Below are 17,132 nucleotides of genomic sequence, written 5' to 3'. Positions count from 1 at the left end.
GCGCACATCGCCCCCCCCCGATAGTGAGGAGAGGCACGACACAGGACACGCGTCCAGGGCGAGCGTGGCCTGCTTGAGACGCTCTTCATCGAAATGTACCGCAGATCGGCGAGGCTCGCGGCGGGACGACATTGAGACCCGGCCTTACGTGGCGCTTAGCGATTTAACTCCGGGCGAGTTTTCCCGGTAGTTCAGCCTTCGACCTGCGGTCGAAGGCTCATGAAAGTGATCGGCTGTGGAAGTCCTGGACGTACCACTCGCCTGCGATCTGATTACCAGAACATCGTGCTGTTCGTGGCGCCATGACACGGCTGTCAGGCAGGCTCCGGATCACCATAATTTGCTGCCAGAGCGACAGCAAATTCCGGCAGATGGTCGTCGGCCTTTGCACGACTCGGTTGAGGCGACATTACATCCGCAGTCAGACCCTCGTGGACCGCCCGGTCGATCTGCTCCAGCAAATCCGCAATCAGTGTCTGCCGCCTGCGAAATTCAGCGCGCCGCTTTGACGGAACCTCGCTGACGTCGCGGTGATACGGACAAAGCGGCAGCACGAAGCGCCCATCGACTTCAACCCCGCCGAGTTCACGCCAGAAGCCGTCATAGTCCGCACTGAACTGAACGTCCGTTGCGGCGGAAACATGCGTCTGCTTTGTCACTCCGGTGAGTATGTTCACCCGTGCCAACCTGCAAAATTCGCCAATGGCTTCCATCACAGCGGCTTTCGGTCGCAAGCCATGGCATGCGCGTGTCGCTTCGCGCACCCGCTCCCGGTCTGCACCGGCCGGCCCTTGCAGGCCTCCGATCAGCACACCTCGTTTGCCGGATTCGGCATGCCTTTCGAAGCTGATGGTCGCCCACGCAAGATCGACATTCTCCAACGCGTCGCGCCAGGCGACAGTAAGCAGTCCTTCTCGCCAACAACGCACTGGCTCGCTTACAACGAGTGCATACCGTCCACTCGATGCCAACGTCACGTATTCCGAATTCAGATAGAGCCTGCGAACAATGCCTTCGCCAAACAGCTCCCGGACAACTCGAAAATGACCGCCCAGCAACTCGGCACGCTGATATGCAGGCATATCAGCTTGGGCAAAGCAATGAAAGGGACGTTCGAGAAAGCGCCGGTTGCGGACAGCCATATCGGCAAGCAGCGGGTTCGTCGTTAGAGCCTTCAACCAGATTCGGGCTGCAGCCGGATTGAGCAGTGCATACATCAGCACGCGGCCCCGCCGGAAGAGGTCATTGGGTGTTCGCCCAGGAATAGACCTGGAAAGCAGTTGGTAAATTTTAGAAATCGACATCGTAAGCCACGACCTGTTTTCCATCCCCATACTCAAATGCAATGCAGTCCTTATCAATTTCACAGGACGTCTTGCTAATATTCGACAATTACCTTTCACATTGGCATCACGCACCTGTCATTTAGAAAGCTAAGCGAACGCTCGTCCGAAAACGCGTTGGCCTCGCATTATTACACGATATTTCCCAATGTAATCAAATATTACGAGGCGTCCCGTTGGACGCCCCCTACCTGCCGGAACATCGCAAATGCCCTACAACCACCGCAGAATTACCGGCAGCAGAACAGGCACGACGAACGCCGTGAACACACCGTTCAGCCCCATGCCGAGACCCGAGAACGCGCCCATCTCCTCGCTGACCTGAAACGCCCGCGCAGTGCCGATGCCGTGCGACGCCACGCCAATCGCAAAACCGCGCACCTCGGGCTCGCGCACCCGCACGGCATCGAGGATCCAGCGCGCGCTCACGGCGCCGAACACGCCCGTCGAGATCACGAGCACCGCGGTCAGCGAGGGGATGCCGCCCACCTTCTCGGCGACGGCCATGGCGATGGGCGTCGTGACCGACTTCGGCGCAAGCGACGCAAGCGTTTGATGCGAAGCGCCAAACAGCTTGGCGATGCCGACCGCCGAAATAATCGCGGTAAGCGAACCGGCCATCAGCCCGCCAAGAAGCGGCAGCGCACCCCGCTTGAGCTTGTCCCATTGCCGGTACAGCGGTAGCGCGAGCGCGACCGTTGCGGGTCCGAGCAGGAAGTGGACAAACTGCGCGCCTTCGAAATAGGTGCGATACGGCGTATCGGTGATCTTCAGCGCGGCGACAACGATCGCCACCGCGATCAGCACCGGGTTGGCGAGCGGGTTGTGCTTCGCGCGCGCGTAGATGTTCAGCGCGATCAGGTACGCGACGAGCGTGACCGTGAGGCCGAGCAGCGGCGAGGCGGCGAGATAGACCCAGATGGCGTCGAGCTTCGCGAACGGCAGGTGCGAATTCATCATGCGCCCTCCCCTGCGTTTGCGCGGCCACCCTGACTCCGCAACAGCGCACGCGTGACGAGCGCGGTGACAGCGATGCCAAGCGTCGTGCTCACGACGAGGCTCGCAATCACGGCAATCGCCTCGCCGCGCACGGCCTGCGCGGAGACCATGATGCCCACACCCGCGGGAATGAAGAGCAGCGAAAGATGGCGCAGCAATTCAAGCGCAGTGGGCTCGATCGCTTCGGCCGCATTAGGCCGGAACATCGCGAACGCGAACAGCAGCAACATGCCGATCACAGGACCGGGAACGGGCAGCGAGAAGACGTAGGAAACGCTCTCGCCGAGACACTGGAAGATCAGGAGAGCGGCTAGGGAACGGAGCATGGACGCACAGGTGCGCAAGACCCGAGGCACGTTGCGGCTGCGCTCCTACCCTGCGCGGCAGGAACCGATGAGCGGAATGCCTTGAGGGTAGCGGATTAACAGTGTGGAGATTGTGGAGAGGAACTCATTTCGCGGACAACGCGTTAAGGGAGACAATCACTCGTAAGTAGCTCAAGCGTTGAGGCACAGTGCATACCTCTCCGGAAATCCCCAAGCTGAGTGCGTGATCCATGCTCAGAAATTCAGGAGTCGCGAACTCGATAAATGAGCACACACGACACAAGCCATCGCGAGGTAGACCAGATCATCAGACAGAGGGATCGGCGGTAAGCTCAACCACTTCCGCATCAGCCCCCTTCACCCAAGAGTCATGGTTCCATCGTACGTTGTGCCGTATGACGCGTGCTGGATTGCCTGCTGCAGCGCAGTTCGCAGGTACATCTTTTGTGACGATGGACCCAACACCGACCACACTGCCTTCGCCAATGGTAACGCCCTTTAAAATCCTGACGTCCGAGCCAATCCAGACGCGGGGACCTAGCACAACAGATTTGGGAGGATTGATGCGCTGTCCAGATTCCATATCGAACACGGAATGCCAGTCGCTCGTACGCAGGTCAATGTTCCACGAAAATAAGCAGCGCTCCCCGACAACGATACTTGTTTCGCGCTCTACTGCGAAGAAGTTTGCCTTAACGACCGTCGTTGCATGATGGATCTCGATGCAAGTGTCGTCTGCCCCAAACATCGCGGAACCCTCAGAAATCTGGACCGCGCGCCCAACAAGGAGACGCGTTCTGTCTACCGTTCGTTCCGCGCCGTTGTTGGCTCGCGATTGAATCCGAAAGTTGCAAACGCAGCAATCTTCGACGAACTGATATTCGTTATCGCTGCCGTGAATTTCGATGACCACGTTGTTAAGACAGACACGTTCAAAAATGATCCGGTTATCATTTCCCTTGAAAATAACGTGAACATTGTCCAAAATTGCGTCATCATGGCGCGAAATCTCGTTTCGCGCCCCGTGGTTCTCTACCTGGATCGATTTCATCGCTTTCTTCCTGTGCGTTACAAGATCTTACCATTGGACGAGTTCAGTCTGATTGCCGACCCGGTTGCGCTACACTTGGATTGCCTTGGGCTTTCGGCTCCATTGCGCAACAACAATGTTGAACCTCGTGAGAATCCCAGAAAGCATCAAATGCTAGTGTTGGCACGCTGGAACGCTTGAGCCCCCAGGCAGAAGACTGTGTAGCCAGGCAAACTTACTTGACGGCATGCCATGGAGCCGTATCACTGAGTGCCGCTCCGATACCAGATTTTGCGCCGACGCTAATACATTGGATGCGGCGCTGACGAACTCATCACACGCGCTATCGATCTGAGCTGCCTGCAGTAATGCCTGTACTTTCCTCGCGCAAATCATATAGCCCCACTTCCCCGAAGCTCATCAATTCAAGCGAACAATTTCAGCGTGCCCCCTGAATCCGGGACCGCTGCTGACCGTAGTCCGACCGATTGACGGCAGTGCGCGCCGCACACGACCGCGCGAACTCACGGCGCTTCAGGAGCGACACTCCCAGCAACTCACCCACACCGAGTTCATATATCATGTCCGTCCTTTCAGCCATTTGGCACACATGAACACGATAAATCGCATTTTTTGCACGTGGGCAGCATTAATCGCCGTATTCGTTGTCGCAACCTCGGTGTACGGCGGGTATCATCATTTCTCGCCCATTCCTTTCGCAGATCAATGGGACGGAGAAATAGGGTTCTATCGAAAGTTACTAGACGGTGACTATCGCGCCTTTTGGACACAACACATGGAGCACCGGATTGTATTTTCCCGGGTCCTGTTTTGGCTGGATATCACAATATTCCAGGGTATGAGCATTTTTACCGTTGCGATGAACTATGCTCTCATCGCAGCTATTGGCTTTGTATTTTGGCATAAATACCGATTCGAGAGAACGAATTCCTATTCAAAACAACTGATAGCCGGGTTAATTTTTGGATACCTTTTTCTTTGGTGCCAATATTCAAATCTGTTATGGGGATTCCAAACGCAGGTATTTGCCGTTTATCTTTTTTCATTTATTGCATTCGCGAATTACTCGCGTCCAGGCAATCATAAATACCGTCTGTTTATTTGCGTTGCCTTCGCCATTCTAGCCACGCTGAGCATGGGAAACGGCATCGCGGCATTTGGTGTCATGGTGGCCCAAAGCTTGCTGCAGCGTCGACCATGGCGAGAATCGGCGCTTTTGATGGTACTCGGGGCTGCAACCGCCGCGTTGTACTTTCATCACTTTTCGAAGCCTCAGTTGCCAGTTGCTCTCGAAGCCACACACGTACATCTGATACGCGTCAAGTTCTTCGCAATATTCCTAGGCAATATTATTTACGAAACGACCCAACGCCTTTGGGTATGCGGTGTACTTGGATTTGCCTTTCTTGCAATAGGATCAGTGACGATCGGCGTTATTGCCCTCAAAAATCAAATGTCGCCGTACCGCTCATTCCTGGCAGCGGTGTTTGGAATGACGATTATCTCCGCCGCCGGTGCAACGAATAGTCGCTGGATGTTTGGGCTACTTTATGCAGCATCCAGCAGATATGTTACGCCAGTGCTACCGGGTTATGTGGCGATTTTCCTTCTTCTGCTCGATGTCTTGCCGACGCGCGCAAATCAGAATATCGTCGCTTTCTTTTCGCTAATCCTGTTAAGCTCCATCGCATCATTTCAGCTTCGCGCCCTGGGCAATACTGACTATAGATATCCGCCAAAACTCGCGGTGCTGGGACAGAAAATCGGTTTGGACCATCCTGATTACGACGCCCTGCTTTTTTCGCGACAGGATCATGACAGATTCCTCGAAAACGCGACTTTCGCAGCCAGCGCTGGCATCGGCCCATACGGCCGTGGCTGGCTCCACGACGCAGGCGTCATAAAATTCGATAGCAAGCGAATTGACGCGTCCTTGTGCTCCGGCTTTCTCGAATCGTCAACGCCCGACGCCGTTGGACTCGTCGCGCATGGCTGGGCCGCGCCGAATCGCGAAACGAATGCGTCAACGCTCATCGTACTGGTTGATTCTGACAACAACACTGTTGGCTATGGCGTGACCGGCGCACGACGTTCTGATGTGGCGAAATCGGTTAAGGGTGCGCGACAGGACAGCGGCTGGACAGGTTTTGCGAAAAAGATCGCTGGTCCACTCAGTGCCTACGCCTATACCGACGGGAAGTTCTGCCCGCTGGCAAAAGCATATTAGAAGACCCCGAGCATCTAAACATCGGGGCTTGCCAATCCATCAGTTGCACTGCTCCATCGACTGATGGATCAATGCCCGAAGCTGAACCTCTTGTGCCCGATATAGCTGGTGGAAACTGGCACGACAACCCCGACAAGGTGCGCGATATCGCGGTCGTGCCAAATCATGCCCATCTTGGGAAACACGTAATAAGCGAGCCCGACGCTCACCGCCCATGTCTGCACCACGGCCACGAGATTGACGAGCGTGAAGAAAAACGCGGAACGATGCGTCGACTGCTTGCTTTCCGTGAATACGAACATCTTCGCAAGCACGAATGCCGTGATCATTCCGGTGATGTATGCCACAACAATGGCCGCCGAGTACGGTATCCACAAGTTGTAGAGAATGCGGCTACCCCAGTTCACGGCCGCAGCGAAGCCGCCTGTCAGCAGAAACATCAGGAAGTTCTTCGAAACGAAGCCACTCCTGACGAGCGCGTGAGCTCGCGTCATACCATCCTCGCCATCTTGCGCGAGAGCCCGATACTCTCTGAAATGCCGCGGTCCTCAGGGTAGTAGTACGAGGTGTCCGCCACGAGCAACCCTTGCACCGCCAGTTGAATCGGCGGCAGGCGATCGAGATAGCCCGGTTCGCAAATCGGTTGTGCGAAGCGATAGCGGCTGGCGCGCACGTCGATGAAATCGTCCGGCTTGAGCGCTGGATTGATCTTCATGAGATAGCGCTTCACTTTGTCGATGAATGCCGAATCTGGCTCTTGATACTTCGGATGCTCGCCGGGCACATAGAACGGCACATAAACGATGTGATCGTCGAGCGGACGAAGATTCGTGTATTCGACGATGCCCGGAATATCCATTTCCGGGTCGTTGGTGTTCAGCCAGAAGTTCTCGGTCACGCGCTTCTTGAGCTTCGCGATCACGCACACCACCGCGACGTTTTTCTTGCTGCTGTACGCCTCGATAATGTTGGCCGGCAGATCGGGTATAACGCGCGGTACATAAGGCAGCGGAATCGTGCTGATCACCTTGTCGAATGCGTGGAACTCACCGCCTGCCTCGATGCCTTTCACCTTGCCGCCTTCGATCACGACTTTCTGCGCGGGCGTGCCGAGGCGGAACTCGCCGCCGTGCGCTTCGATATAGCTGCGCATGCCGTTCAGGAGCGTGTCTGAGCCGCCTTCGAGATAACCCAGCTTTTCGCGGAAGAGGTCATAGCGCGAGCGCCCGATACGGCGGATGCGGCTCCAGATCCACGCCGCCGACAGGTTGTCTGCGTAGTCGTAGAACTTGTAGTCGAAGAGACGCCGCCACAGCACCTCCCACGCCTCTTCGCCAATCCAGCGGCGAATCCAGCCCGTGGCCTCGACATGATCGAGTGGCTTCCAGTCGTTGCGCTTCGTCGAAAGGAACGCATGCAGGCCGTAGCGGAACTTGGCGGCGAAGCTCAGTCCCTTGAACTTGAGCAACGCGACGGGGTTGCCCCAAGACTGCACCTGGTCCTGGTAGAAATAGCCCATCTTCGTTTCGCACCACTTCATTTTGTCTTCGATGCCGAGCTCGCGCAGCACTTCGAAGAAGGCGTGGTCCGAAATCGCGTGGAAATGGTAGTAGCGTTCGATTGACAGGCCGCCGAAATCGAAACAGGCGGCCATGCCGCCCACGCGGTCATCGGCCTCGAAGATGACGGGCTTGCGGCCGTCCTTGACCAGCTGGTAGGCGGCGCCAAGACCCATGGGTCCCGCGCCAAGCACGGCAATGCGTTCTTCGCTCATCTGTCTTCAGAACTCCAGGGCGATGTGGCTATAGGTGGGATCGTTGAACGTTTCGTCCATTGCTTTGGCGAACGGCGTGGCGCGAATGCCGAAGATGCCTTCCCAGTCGATCACCTCGAACTCGTCGCCGGCGGTCAGGGCCTTGAGTTGGTCTGCAGTAAACGGTGGGTTCTTGTCGAACACGGCGTAGATCTTCAGCAACACATAGAACAGGCCGTAAGGAATCCGCACGATTGCGCAGGGCGCGCGCGTTGCGCGCTTGATCTGGCGAATGATGTCGATATAGTCGACGCGCTCGAGCCCGCTGATATTGAATGCCTGCCCCTTGATGCGCGACTCTAGGCTGCTGATGATGACGTTGCAGAAGTCGCCAACGTAAAGCGGCTGTCGCATGTACTTGCCGCTGCCTGGAATCGGGAACACGGGTACACGATGCATGAAGCGCGACAGCCAGCCGAGGTGCTTGCGGTCAAACCAGCCGAACATGAGTGTCGGGCGCAGCACGACGCATTCGATGCCCGAGGCCAGGACAATCTCTTCCTGTTCGCGTTTGGTTTGCGTGTACCAGTCACCGGCGACGGAGTTCACCACCGACGAGCTGATGTGGACGGTGTGCGGGATGCGGTACTGCTTGATGACGTCGAGCACGTGGCGCGTGGCAACGATGTTATTGCGCACAAAAGGGTCGCGAGTGGGCGCACCAATCTGCGCCTGCAGCATGACCACGACGTCGGCGCCTTCGAAATGCTTCGCCCACTCGCCCGGTTCGGCCAAGTCGGCGTAGATCGCCGTGATGTCGGGATGGACCTGGCGCAGGACGTCAAGGTTGGCCTTGTGCTTGTCGAGCACGACAAGGTTAGTGTAGCCACGTGCCTTGAGCCGGGCGACCAGATTCTGTCCGACCAGGCCGGCACCGCCGGGAAGAAGAATGCGAGTCTGATTCATGCGTTGGCGAATAAATGGATGCGCTTCGTGAATAGCCGCGGTCGTGCTTAGAGCGACGCCCGCTTGAACGCGAATTTCGGCACAGACCGGATGATCAGCATGATCAGCGACCAGAACCACGGCGTATAGACAACGTCCTTGTTCTTTTCAATGGCGCGCGTGATGTCGCCCGCCACCTTGTCTGGGGTCGCAACGAGCGGGCCGGGAAGCGGCAGACCTTCGGTCATCGGTGTGGCGACGAAGCCGGGCTTGATCGTGACGACATGTGCGCCGGCTTTGAAGAGACGTGCGTTCAGACCCTCGCAGAAGGCGGAAAGCGCGGCCTTCGCGCTGCCGTAGAGATAGTTCGACGGCCGGCCGCGATCGCCCGCTACGGACGAAATGACGGCGATCGTACCACGTCGCTGTGCCTCGATCAGATTTGCGATGGGCGTGAGCAGGCCAATGATCGACGTGACGTTAGTGTTGAATTCGCGTATCGCAACCGCTGCGTCGGCCTGGCATTGCGCCTGGTCGGGCAGCGTGCCAGGCGCGATCAGCACGATATCGAGCGCGCCCAGTTCGGCCTGGCAACGCGCCAGCATGGCCGTGTGCTGCTCGACTTCGTTGACGTCGAGTTGATAGCACGCCGCGAGTTTGGCTCCACGCGCGGTGAGGTCATCGGCGACTTGCTGCAGCCGTTCGCCGTTACGGGCGACGAGGAAAAGGCGCGCGCCTTGCGCGGCCCAGCGGCGGGCGCAGGCCGTGGCGATGGCCGAGGTCGCGCCCACGATGAGGATATTCTTCATGTTCGAGTCGTTCGTTCCCAGAACCGCGAAAGCATTGCGGGATCTCGCAGGTTCTCCAGTTGCTGCCATTGCGGATAGGCGGCCCGAAAATCGGTGCCGGACATATGCGCGTCCTTCGCCGGATACATCCGGCCGTGCGCTTCGCTCACGATCGCGTCGAGTCGCGCAAAAAGCCGTGCATTTTGCGCGTCGCGCTGCGGGAAGTCGAGCGCGAGCGACGTGCCTTCTCGCGGGAACGACAGAAGCCCCGGCGAGCGGATGTCGCCGCAACGCTTGAGCACGGCGAGAAACGAGCCCGTGCCGCTTGTCGCGATTGCGTCGAGAATGGCCCGGATAGAGTCGCGCGCGGCCTCCGGCGGCACCACGCACTGGTACTGCTGGAAGCCTTTGCGCCCGTAAATGCGATTCCACTCGAGTAGGCTGTCGAGCGGATAAAAGTAAGCATCGTAGCTAACTTTCGAGCGTTTCTCGCCGCTACGCTGGCGGTGATAGTACAAGCCGTTGAAAGCGCGCAGGGTCAGCGGATTGAAGATGGGGACGGGCAGCGTCATCGGTACGGTGCGCTTCTTGCGCCGGTCGACTTCGAGCGGCCCATCCGTGGCGTGGTCGCCGACCATGAAAATGCCGCGCCCGAGCGTCGCCCCCCGACTCTGGCAGTCCACCCATGCCACACTGTATTCGTGCAGCGGATCGAGGCGTTCCGAGAGCCCGAAGAACTCGTCGAGGTTATTGAAGCGGATGGTCGTCTGGTCGATCAGGCTGGAACGGATCGGCATTAGCTGGATTTCCGCCCAAAGGATCAGGCCCGTGAGCCCCAGACCGCCAATCGTGGCGGCGTAGAGTTCCGGATGTGCGTCCGGTGCGCATTCGATCAGGCTGCCGTCACTGCGTGCGAGGCCGAAGCGGCGCACATGGCAGCCGAAGGTGCCGCGGACATGATGATTCTTGCCGTGAACGTCGTTGGCGATTGCGCCGCCGAGCGTCGCGTATTTGGTGCCGGGCGTGACTGGCAGCATCCAGCCGCGAGGGATTGCGACTTCGAGGATCTGTTCGAGCGTGACGCCGGGTTCCGCGCGCAGCACACCGGTCGTCCAGTCGGCTGCAATCAGGCGGTCCAGCGGTAGGGTCCGTAACACGTGGTTCGAGGCCGCGAGGCAACTGTCTCCGTAGCTGCGGCCGTTGCCAAACGCAAGCGTGTTGCCGTGCGTCTCTATCGCTTCGCGCCAGGTCGCCATGGCGCAGTCGCGCCACGCTAGCGCGTGTGCTTGTTGCGGTTGGGCGGGATACCGCCCCCAGGATAGCACCGTACTCATTGGTCAGGTCGCCGCCCAGAACACCAGACAGCAGAGGGCTACGACAGCGATGCTTACGCGGTCGCGCGCGGCGAACACGATCGGGTCGTCGTGCATGAGGCCCCGGTGCGCGACGATCCAGGTGCGGCTGATCCAGTAAAGCAGCAGCGGACATGCGAGCCAGATGGCCTGCGCATGCCGGTAGAGCTTGGCCGTGTTGCCGTCCTGAATATAGAGCGCGAGCACGAGCACCGAGAGGTAGCCCGCCGCCGTGCCCAGCGACGAGATGAGCGGCAGATCGCTCGATACGTAGCCGCGCCCGCGCGTCTTGACGAGCCCGCGTGCTTTCATCGAGTGCAACTCTGCGTAGCGCTTCACAAGCGCGAGGCTCAGGAATATGAACATCGAGAAAGCGAGCAGCCAGAAAGTGAGGTGCGCGCCAATGGCCGCGGTACCTGCAACAATGCGAATCGTGTACAGCATCGCAAGCACGACGACATCCACCATCACTTGCCGCTTGAGGTACATGGAGTACGCGAGCGTGAGCACGTAGTAGCCCACCAGGACCGCGGCGAATCGCCAGGGGAGGAAGAGTGCGGTGAGCACGAAGGCGCCCACAAGTAAGACAGGAAAGAGCCCTATCCCCCACGTGAGCGGCAGCGCGCCGGATGCGAGCGGGCGCATGCGCTTGGTTGGATGGTGCCGGTCGTCTTCGAGATCGAGCAGGTCGTTGAGCAGGTACACGCTCGACGCGCAGAGCCCGAAAGCGAGGAATGCAAGCAACGCTGCGGCGATGAGATCCGGATAGTCGAGCTTATGCGCGGCGAGGAGGGGAAGGAAGATCAGCAGGTTCTTCAGCCACTGGTGCAGACGCAACGACTTCGACCAAATTTTCAGCGTCGGCGCTCGCGACTCGATGACGCGCTCGACATTGCCGATTTTGCGAGCGGCGCGTTCGACGCCGCTTGATGGATTGACGACGTAGGCTCGTGCTGCGGCTTTCCACACGGCGATGTCGTCGTGCGAATTGCCGACATAATCGAAGTTCTTCTCGCCGAACTCGGCCACGAGCTTGTCGCGCTTGCGATACGCGGAGAGATTGACCCCGTCCGTAGTCGCGAAGATCCGGTCAAAGAAGCCAAGGTGGTCGGCGATAGCCTGCGCGTAGCGCTCATGGCTCGCGGTCGCGAGAATAAGCGGGCGCCCAGCCTTGCGCTCATCTTTGAGCCAGTCAAGTATCTGCGGATCGTAGGGCAGGACGCTGACGTCGACATCGGTGCTCTCGGCCAGCCCCGCTTTGAGCGCAGGCTTACCGCCACGCGCGAGCCACATGAGCGGCCGGTAAAACCGCAGCGGCGCAGACTTGAGATAGAGAAATCCAGATTCGACTAACACATCCGATCGGATCAACGTGCCGTCGAGGTCAACAACCAGTGGTCTGCTGCACATAGAGGGCTTCAGATGGCCAGAGGGCAATGGGTAATTGATTCCGGTGTCTAGCACCATGGACCCGCTCTGATGCACAACCGACAACCAGGGACAGCCCAAATGGCTGTCCCTGGTTGTACCACCGGGCGACGCCGCTTTTACTTGATCTGGCGATTTCACGCACTACTTTGGAATAGGTGAAGTCGCCAAATCAAACAACGGCCAAAAATTGGGGCATATTGCCGGGGAGCACGTCCCGGCACCGGATGCCACCGGCTTTTCATAAAAATTCGAAGTATTTTACCACTCTGATTTTCACCGCTTTGCGCGCCAACAAAGATGCCCAAGCCTATGGGATCGCCAAGAAGAGACACTAGAGCGTGTTAGGAACTTAGCGTTAGGTTTGCGAAATGAACGAGCATCAGAACGGAGAAGACTACAAAGTGGATTCCAGCGAGTGTCTCCGGCAAGCGCTCGTAATCTCGCGCGAGTCGACGAAAGCGGTTCAGCCAGCCGAAGCTACGCTCCACCACCCAGCGGTGCGGCAACAGTACAAAACCCTTTTTCGCCTCCAGGAGCTTGATTACCTCAAGCTCGATTCCTTCATCCAGCGCTGCCTGCGCGGGCTCCTCACCCGTATAGCCCTGGTCGGCAAACGCTACCTTGACCGTCTGGCCTGTGGCCTCCTGTACCTGACGCGCAAGCTCGCCAACCTGTGCACGCTCCTGCTCGTTGGCGGGAGTAATATGCACTGCAAGCAACTGCCCCAATGTATCTACCGCCATGTGGACCTTGCTGCCGCGTTTGCGTTTATAGCCGTCGTAACCGGCGCGAGGTCCACTCTCGCAGGTCGACTGCAACGTGCGCCCATCGAGAATGACTGCGCTGGGCTGCCCCTTTCGGCCCTGCGCGACGCGGATAACCGAGCGCAAATCGCTCACCATAGCCTCGAAACAACCCGCCTGAATCCTGCACTGCGTCTGCTGGTAGACCAGTTCCCACGGTGGGAAGTCATTGGGCAGCAGGCGCCAGGGCGCGCCCGCGCGAATGATCCAGCGCAACGCATTGAACATCTCGCGCAATTCGTATTTGCGCTGCGGAGCGTCCCGGCTCATCAACGTCAGGTAGGGCGCGGCGAAGCTCCATTCTTCGTCGGAAACATCCGTCAGGTAAGGCTTGCGTGGTTTCATTCCACCAGGATACCAGGTTCGACTCGAAGTTCCTAACACGCTCTAGCCGAAGAGGCGCTGTAGTGCCCGATTGACGTGCCGGAGAACCGCTGTCGCGCGCCACGATGCACTACCGTAGACAGAATTGAGTTCCTGTCTTGCAATGTAGACGTCGTATTCAAACTGGGCGCACAATTTTGCGAGTTGGGCGGCAATAATTGCCATGTCGGCGCGGTCCGGACGATCTTCATTCGCGCTCCGAACACGCCCCAAAGGCTGCCATCCAGCCAACGCACCACGTGTCATATACTCGTCTTCAAGAAGGGCATTGCTTTCCCGAAAGAGTTCCCAGAGATCAATAAGCTGTTGATCCGACATAATTTCGGCCAAAGCAGGACCAGAAAGTCCTTCAACGTCGGATACGATCCGCCGGGCAGCAGAAGTCCGGTCCCACTCTTCGCCACTTTTGCATTCATCGAACATCGGCAAGTGGTGATTCATCAGTCTGATCGCTTCCAGGTGAGGAACATTCAGGCTCTTGTTGTTGTTCTTGCCGAAAACAAACCCGTGCGTCGACTCGAGGTTCAGGACGGATAACACAAAGTCCTTTCTGACGTCTCCGTACTTCAACTGCAACCAGTCCCTAATCACAATCCTCTCTCGCCCAAAGACGTCTGCCCAAGGTTTGACAAGCTCATAATAGTTAAAGTACGGATCAAATTTAATCCCCTCATCGAATCCGAACGAACTCCGACGACCCGCGCGAACCCCTGCGTTATATGAGGACACCAGCATTTCATGCTGAGGCCTAACGTAAAGTACTATTTTGACGTCGAAATCGTTCAATGCGTCGCGTAATATCTCAAGCGACTCAAGTGCACGCAGACGCGACGAAAAGTGTTCAGCGGATAAAATAATGTGTTTGTCACTAATCCGAGCGTCCGCAATCAGATCACCCAACACTTTGGCATATGAGGCGACCTTGTCTTCAATCAGATAATCAGGCTTTTGCGCGCAAAGGCTTGCTACGACCGGAAAATGCCCCTTCTGATGCCCATCCCGGCTAACATAGAAATAGCTCTTTTCCGGATCGCAGAAGTACGAAAATCCATGTTGCACCAATGCCAGTTCGTTCTCGAAAAAAAAATTTTGCAGAGAAGTCGAGCCACATTTTTCACTACCGATATGGATAATTATCTTCTTCATTAGTTTTCACGATTCGCATAACAAACGATATCGCAACCTCGCATCTCGGAGAAAATGATCGTTAATACGCTTTGGGGCAGACCGGGGATCGATTGTTGTTTTCCTGCAAATCTCGCCAATCTGAATCGCAAGGCGGTTGCGCCACCTCACCACCAATCGCTGAAGTAGCATCATAGCGCAGAGGACGCCGCACTAGCGGCACGATCTGCTCGAATCAACACCAAAGAGGCCGGCCTTCGTATCCTTCGTAGTCGGCTAAAATGCCACACGCTCGTCTCGACCAGCCCACCACTATCTCGCGTCATTTGTGAAACTCACCGCTACAGCATCATCAGATGCAAGCAGCAAGGCCGCACGCCTGCGTGTCGCACTTGTTTGCAACACTGCATGGGCGATATACACGTACCGTCAGGGACTCCTGCGTGCACTCGCCAGCGCCGGAGCCGAAGTTCTCATCCTCGCGCCGCGTGATCGCACATTCGAACCACTTGTCGCCATGGGTTGTCACTGCATCGATCTGCCGGTCGCCTCAAAAGGCACCAACCCGATTGACGACCTACAGACACTCCACGCTCTCTATCGGCACTACCGCGATCTCCGGCCGGATATTGTGTTTCATTACACAATCAAACCGAACATCTATGGCTCGATTGCAGCATGGCTCGCGCGCACGCCTTCAGTCGCGGTAACGACCGGATTAGGCTATGTATTCATCCAAAAGAGTCGAACTGCAAATATCGCCAAGTTACTTTACCGTTTTGCATTCCGCTTCCCCCACGAGGTCTGGTTTCTCAATCGCGATGATGAGACCGCGTTCAGAAGTCAAAATTTACTGGCACATCCGGAGAGGGCGCGCCTCCTTCACGGAGAGGGCGTTGACCTGATCGAATTCGCCTTCACGCCGCTGCCAGAGCGCCGCGAATTCGTCTTTGTCCTGATTGGACGGTTGCTGTGGGACAAAGGTATCGGTGAATATGTCGAAGCAGCCCGACGCCTGCGCATGCACGCCCCTGAAGCTCGCTTTCAGCTACTCGGCCCCGCAGGTGTCGACAACCCCAGTGCGATCTCCCGCGAGGAAGTCGCCACCTGGGAAAGCGAAGGCGTGATTGAATATCTGGGCGAAACGGCGGACGTGCGTCCGTACATCGCGAATGCTGACTGCGTCGTCCTGCCCTCATATCGCGAAGGCGTGCCGCGCACCCTGATGGAGGCAAGCGCTATGGGCCGCCCGATTGTCGCCACCGATGTCCCGGGCTGCCGTGAAGTAGTCGAACACGGCGTGAACGGCCTTTTGTGCGAGGCGCGCAATCCGGATGCACTCGCCACCTCACTCGCTCGCATGCTCGATCTGACTTTTGCTCAGCGCGCGGCCATGGCATCAAACGGTCGAAAAAAAATTGCAAAAGAATTCGACGAGCGGGTTGTGGTACAACGCTACCAGAAACTGATCCGGGAAATCACCGGATTGACGTTTTGACCGACTTTCGCACTCACGGAAACAGGGCATGGCTGAGACAACTTCGAAAGGGACTATCCTCGTCACGGGCGGCGCGGGCTATATTGGCTCGCACACGTGCGTGGAACTGCTAAATGGCGGCTACGACGTGATCGTTGTCGACAACCTCGTGAACAGCCACCGCGAAGCGCTCGCACGAGTGACTCAAATCACCGGCAAGCCAGTCACGTTCTACGACGCCGACGTACGCGACGAAACTTCGCTTAACGTCATCTTCGGCAAGCATGTGATCAGCGGCGTGATTCACTTCGCTGCATTAAAGGCAGTGGGCGAATCGGTCGCGAAGCCAATCGAGTACTACCGCAACAATCTGGACGGCCTTCTGGTCGTGCTCGACGTCATGCGCCGGCACGGGGTCAAGCAATTCGTCTTCAGTTCCTCAGCCACAGTCTACGGCACGCCAGAACGCTCACCAATCGACGAAACGTTCCCGCTCTCCGCCACCAACCCTTACGGCCAATCAAAGCTGATCGCCGAACAGATTCTGCGGGACCTTACGGTATCCGATACGAGCTGGCGTATCGCCGTGCTGCGTTACTTCAATCCGGTTGGAGCCCACGAAAGTGGACTGATAGGCGAGGACCCCGCCGGACTGCCGAACAACCTGATGCCGTTCGTCGCGCAAGTCGCTGTTGGCAAGCTCGAGAAGCTATGCGTATTCGGCGGCGATTACCCCACGCCAGACGGCACAGGCGTGCGCGACTACATTCACGTGGTCGATCTCGCACGCGGGCACTTGTCCGCACTCGATGCCCTCGTCCTGCACGACGAAAGCTTTGTAGTTAATCTCGGCACCGGGCGCGGGTATAGCGTCCTGGACGTGGTGAAGGCGTTCGAGGTGGCCTCGGGCCGACCCGTGCCCTACGAGATAGTCGCGCGGCGACCAGGCGATATCCCCGAATGCTACGCCAATCCCGCCACTGCCGAAAAACTTCTCGGCTGGACGGCGCAATTCGGCATGGAGCGCATGTGCAGGGATCACTGGCGCTGGCAGGTACGCAACCCTGCGGGATATCGGTAGCCATCGTCGTACATCGGCGGCAAGGCCCCGTAATACTACGAAATAAT

At 57.7% G+C, this 17,132-nt stretch carries 15 protein-coding genes; 3 read left to right on the top strand and 12 right to left on the bottom strand.

The features are described from left to right. Positions 1-314 precede the first annotated feature (314 nt). The 4 genes from HV773_RS01210 to HV773_RS36740 all read right to left on the bottom strand — a co-directional run bounded on the left by HV773_RS01210 (position 315) and on the right by HV773_RS36740 (position 3,719). Entirely contained in the window at positions 315-1,328 is a 1,014-nt protein-coding gene (locus tag HV773_RS01210; RefSeq protein WP_175194134.1) for a VirK/YbjX family protein, read from the bottom strand. 228 nt (positions 1,329-1,556) lie between these two features. Further along, on the bottom strand, positions 1,557-2,300 hold the full coding sequence (locus HV773_RS01205) for an LrgB family protein (RefSeq protein ID WP_175194167.1): 744 nt from the start codon (positions 2,298-2,300) through the stop codon (positions 1,557-1,559). Further along, on the bottom strand, positions 2,300-2,668 hold the full coding sequence (locus HV773_RS01200; protein WP_175194133.1) for a CidA/LrgA family protein: 369 nt from the start codon (positions 2,666-2,668) through the stop codon (positions 2,300-2,302). The genes HV773_RS01205 and HV773_RS01200 overlap by 1 nt, the downstream gene beginning before the upstream one ends. A 307-nt stretch (positions 2,669-2,975) precedes the next feature. Further along, positions 2,976-3,719, bottom strand: coding sequence for an acyltransferase (locus HV773_RS36740; protein ID WP_175194132.1), 744 nt, complete (start codon positions 3,717-3,719; stop codon positions 2,976-2,978). Between the two features lie 589 nt (positions 3,720-4,308). Between HV773_RS36740 and HV773_RS01190 the strand changes: the two genes are divergently transcribed. Then, a complete protein-coding gene (locus HV773_RS01190) occupies positions 4,309-5,946 on the top strand; it encodes a hypothetical protein (protein ID WP_175194130.1) in 1,638 nt (545 codons plus the stop codon). 68 nt (positions 5,947-6,014) lie between these two features. Here the strand turns inward: HV773_RS01190 and HV773_RS01185 are convergent, their stop codons facing one another. The 8 genes from HV773_RS01185 to HV773_RS01150 all read right to left on the bottom strand — a co-directional run bounded on the left by HV773_RS01185 (position 6,015) and on the right by HV773_RS01150 (position 14,548). Then, positions 6,015-6,440, bottom strand: a complete 426-nt coding sequence (locus HV773_RS01185; RefSeq protein ID WP_175194128.1) for a GtrA family protein — start codon at positions 6,438-6,440, stop codon at positions 6,015-6,017. Then, the gene (locus tag HV773_RS01180) at positions 6,437-7,720 is read right to left on the bottom strand and encodes an NAD(P)/FAD-dependent oxidoreductase (RefSeq protein WP_175194126.1); all 1,284 of its coding nucleotides are present in this window, start codon (positions 7,718-7,720) and stop codon (positions 6,437-6,439) included. The genes HV773_RS01185 and HV773_RS01180 overlap by 4 nt, the downstream gene beginning before the upstream one ends. 6 nt (positions 7,721-7,726) lie before the next feature. Then, entirely contained in the window at positions 7,727-8,665 is a 939-nt protein-coding gene (locus tag HV773_RS01175) for an NAD-dependent epimerase/dehydratase family protein (protein WP_175194164.1), read from the bottom strand. A gap of 47 nt (positions 8,666-8,712) precedes the next feature. Beyond that, positions 8,713-9,453 carry an SDR family oxidoreductase gene (locus HV773_RS01170; protein ID WP_175194124.1) on the bottom strand — a complete coding sequence of 247 codons (741 nt, stop codon included), beginning with the start codon at positions 9,451-9,453 and terminating at the stop codon, positions 8,713-8,715. Continuing rightward, on the bottom strand, positions 9,450-10,766 hold the full coding sequence (locus HV773_RS01165) for an FAD-binding oxidoreductase (RefSeq protein WP_175194122.1): 1,317 nt from the start codon (positions 10,764-10,766) through the stop codon (positions 9,450-9,452). Before HV773_RS01165 ends, HV773_RS01170 begins: the two co-directional genes overlap by 4 nt. 3 nt (positions 10,767-10,769) lie before the next feature. Then, complete coding sequence (locus HV773_RS01160; RefSeq protein WP_175194121.1) at positions 10,770-12,194, bottom strand: UbiA family prenyltransferase; 1,425 nt, start codon at positions 12,192-12,194, stop codon at positions 10,770-10,772. Positions 12,195-12,556: 362 nt separating this feature from the next. Then, on the bottom strand, positions 12,557-13,363 hold the full coding sequence (locus HV773_RS01155) for an IS5 family transposase (protein WP_175194118.1): 807 nt from the start codon (positions 13,361-13,363) through the stop codon (positions 12,557-12,559). Between the two features lie 42 nt (positions 13,364-13,405). Then, positions 13,406-14,548 (bottom strand): hypothetical protein, encoded by a 1,143-nt coding sequence (locus HV773_RS01150; RefSeq protein ID WP_175194116.1) that lies wholly within the window; start codon positions 14,546-14,548, stop codon positions 13,406-13,408. Between the two features lie 307 nt (positions 14,549-14,855). On the opposite strand from HV773_RS01150, the gene HV773_RS01145 reads away from it, so the two are divergent. Together HV773_RS01145 and galE are read left to right on the top strand one after the other, a co-directional pair. Beyond that, positions 14,856-16,025 carry a glycosyltransferase family 4 protein gene (locus HV773_RS01145; protein ID WP_175194114.1) on the top strand — a complete coding sequence of 390 codons (1,170 nt, stop codon included), beginning with the start codon at positions 14,856-14,858 and terminating at the stop codon, positions 16,023-16,025. Positions 16,026-16,053: 28 nt separating this feature from the next. Next, positions 16,054-17,085, top strand: coding sequence for a UDP-glucose 4-epimerase GalE (gene galE, locus HV773_RS01140; protein ID WP_175194112.1), 1,032 nt, complete (start codon positions 16,054-16,056; stop codon positions 17,083-17,085). Positions 17,086-17,132: the final 47 nt, after the last annotated feature.

The sequence above is a fragment of the Paraburkholderia caffeinitolerans genome (assembly GCF_902859945.1).
GTDB lineage: Bacteria > Pseudomonadota > Gammaproteobacteria > Burkholderiales > Burkholderiaceae > Paraburkholderia > Paraburkholderia caffeinitolerans.
This window is presented reverse-complemented; position numbering and strand designations above follow the sequence as displayed.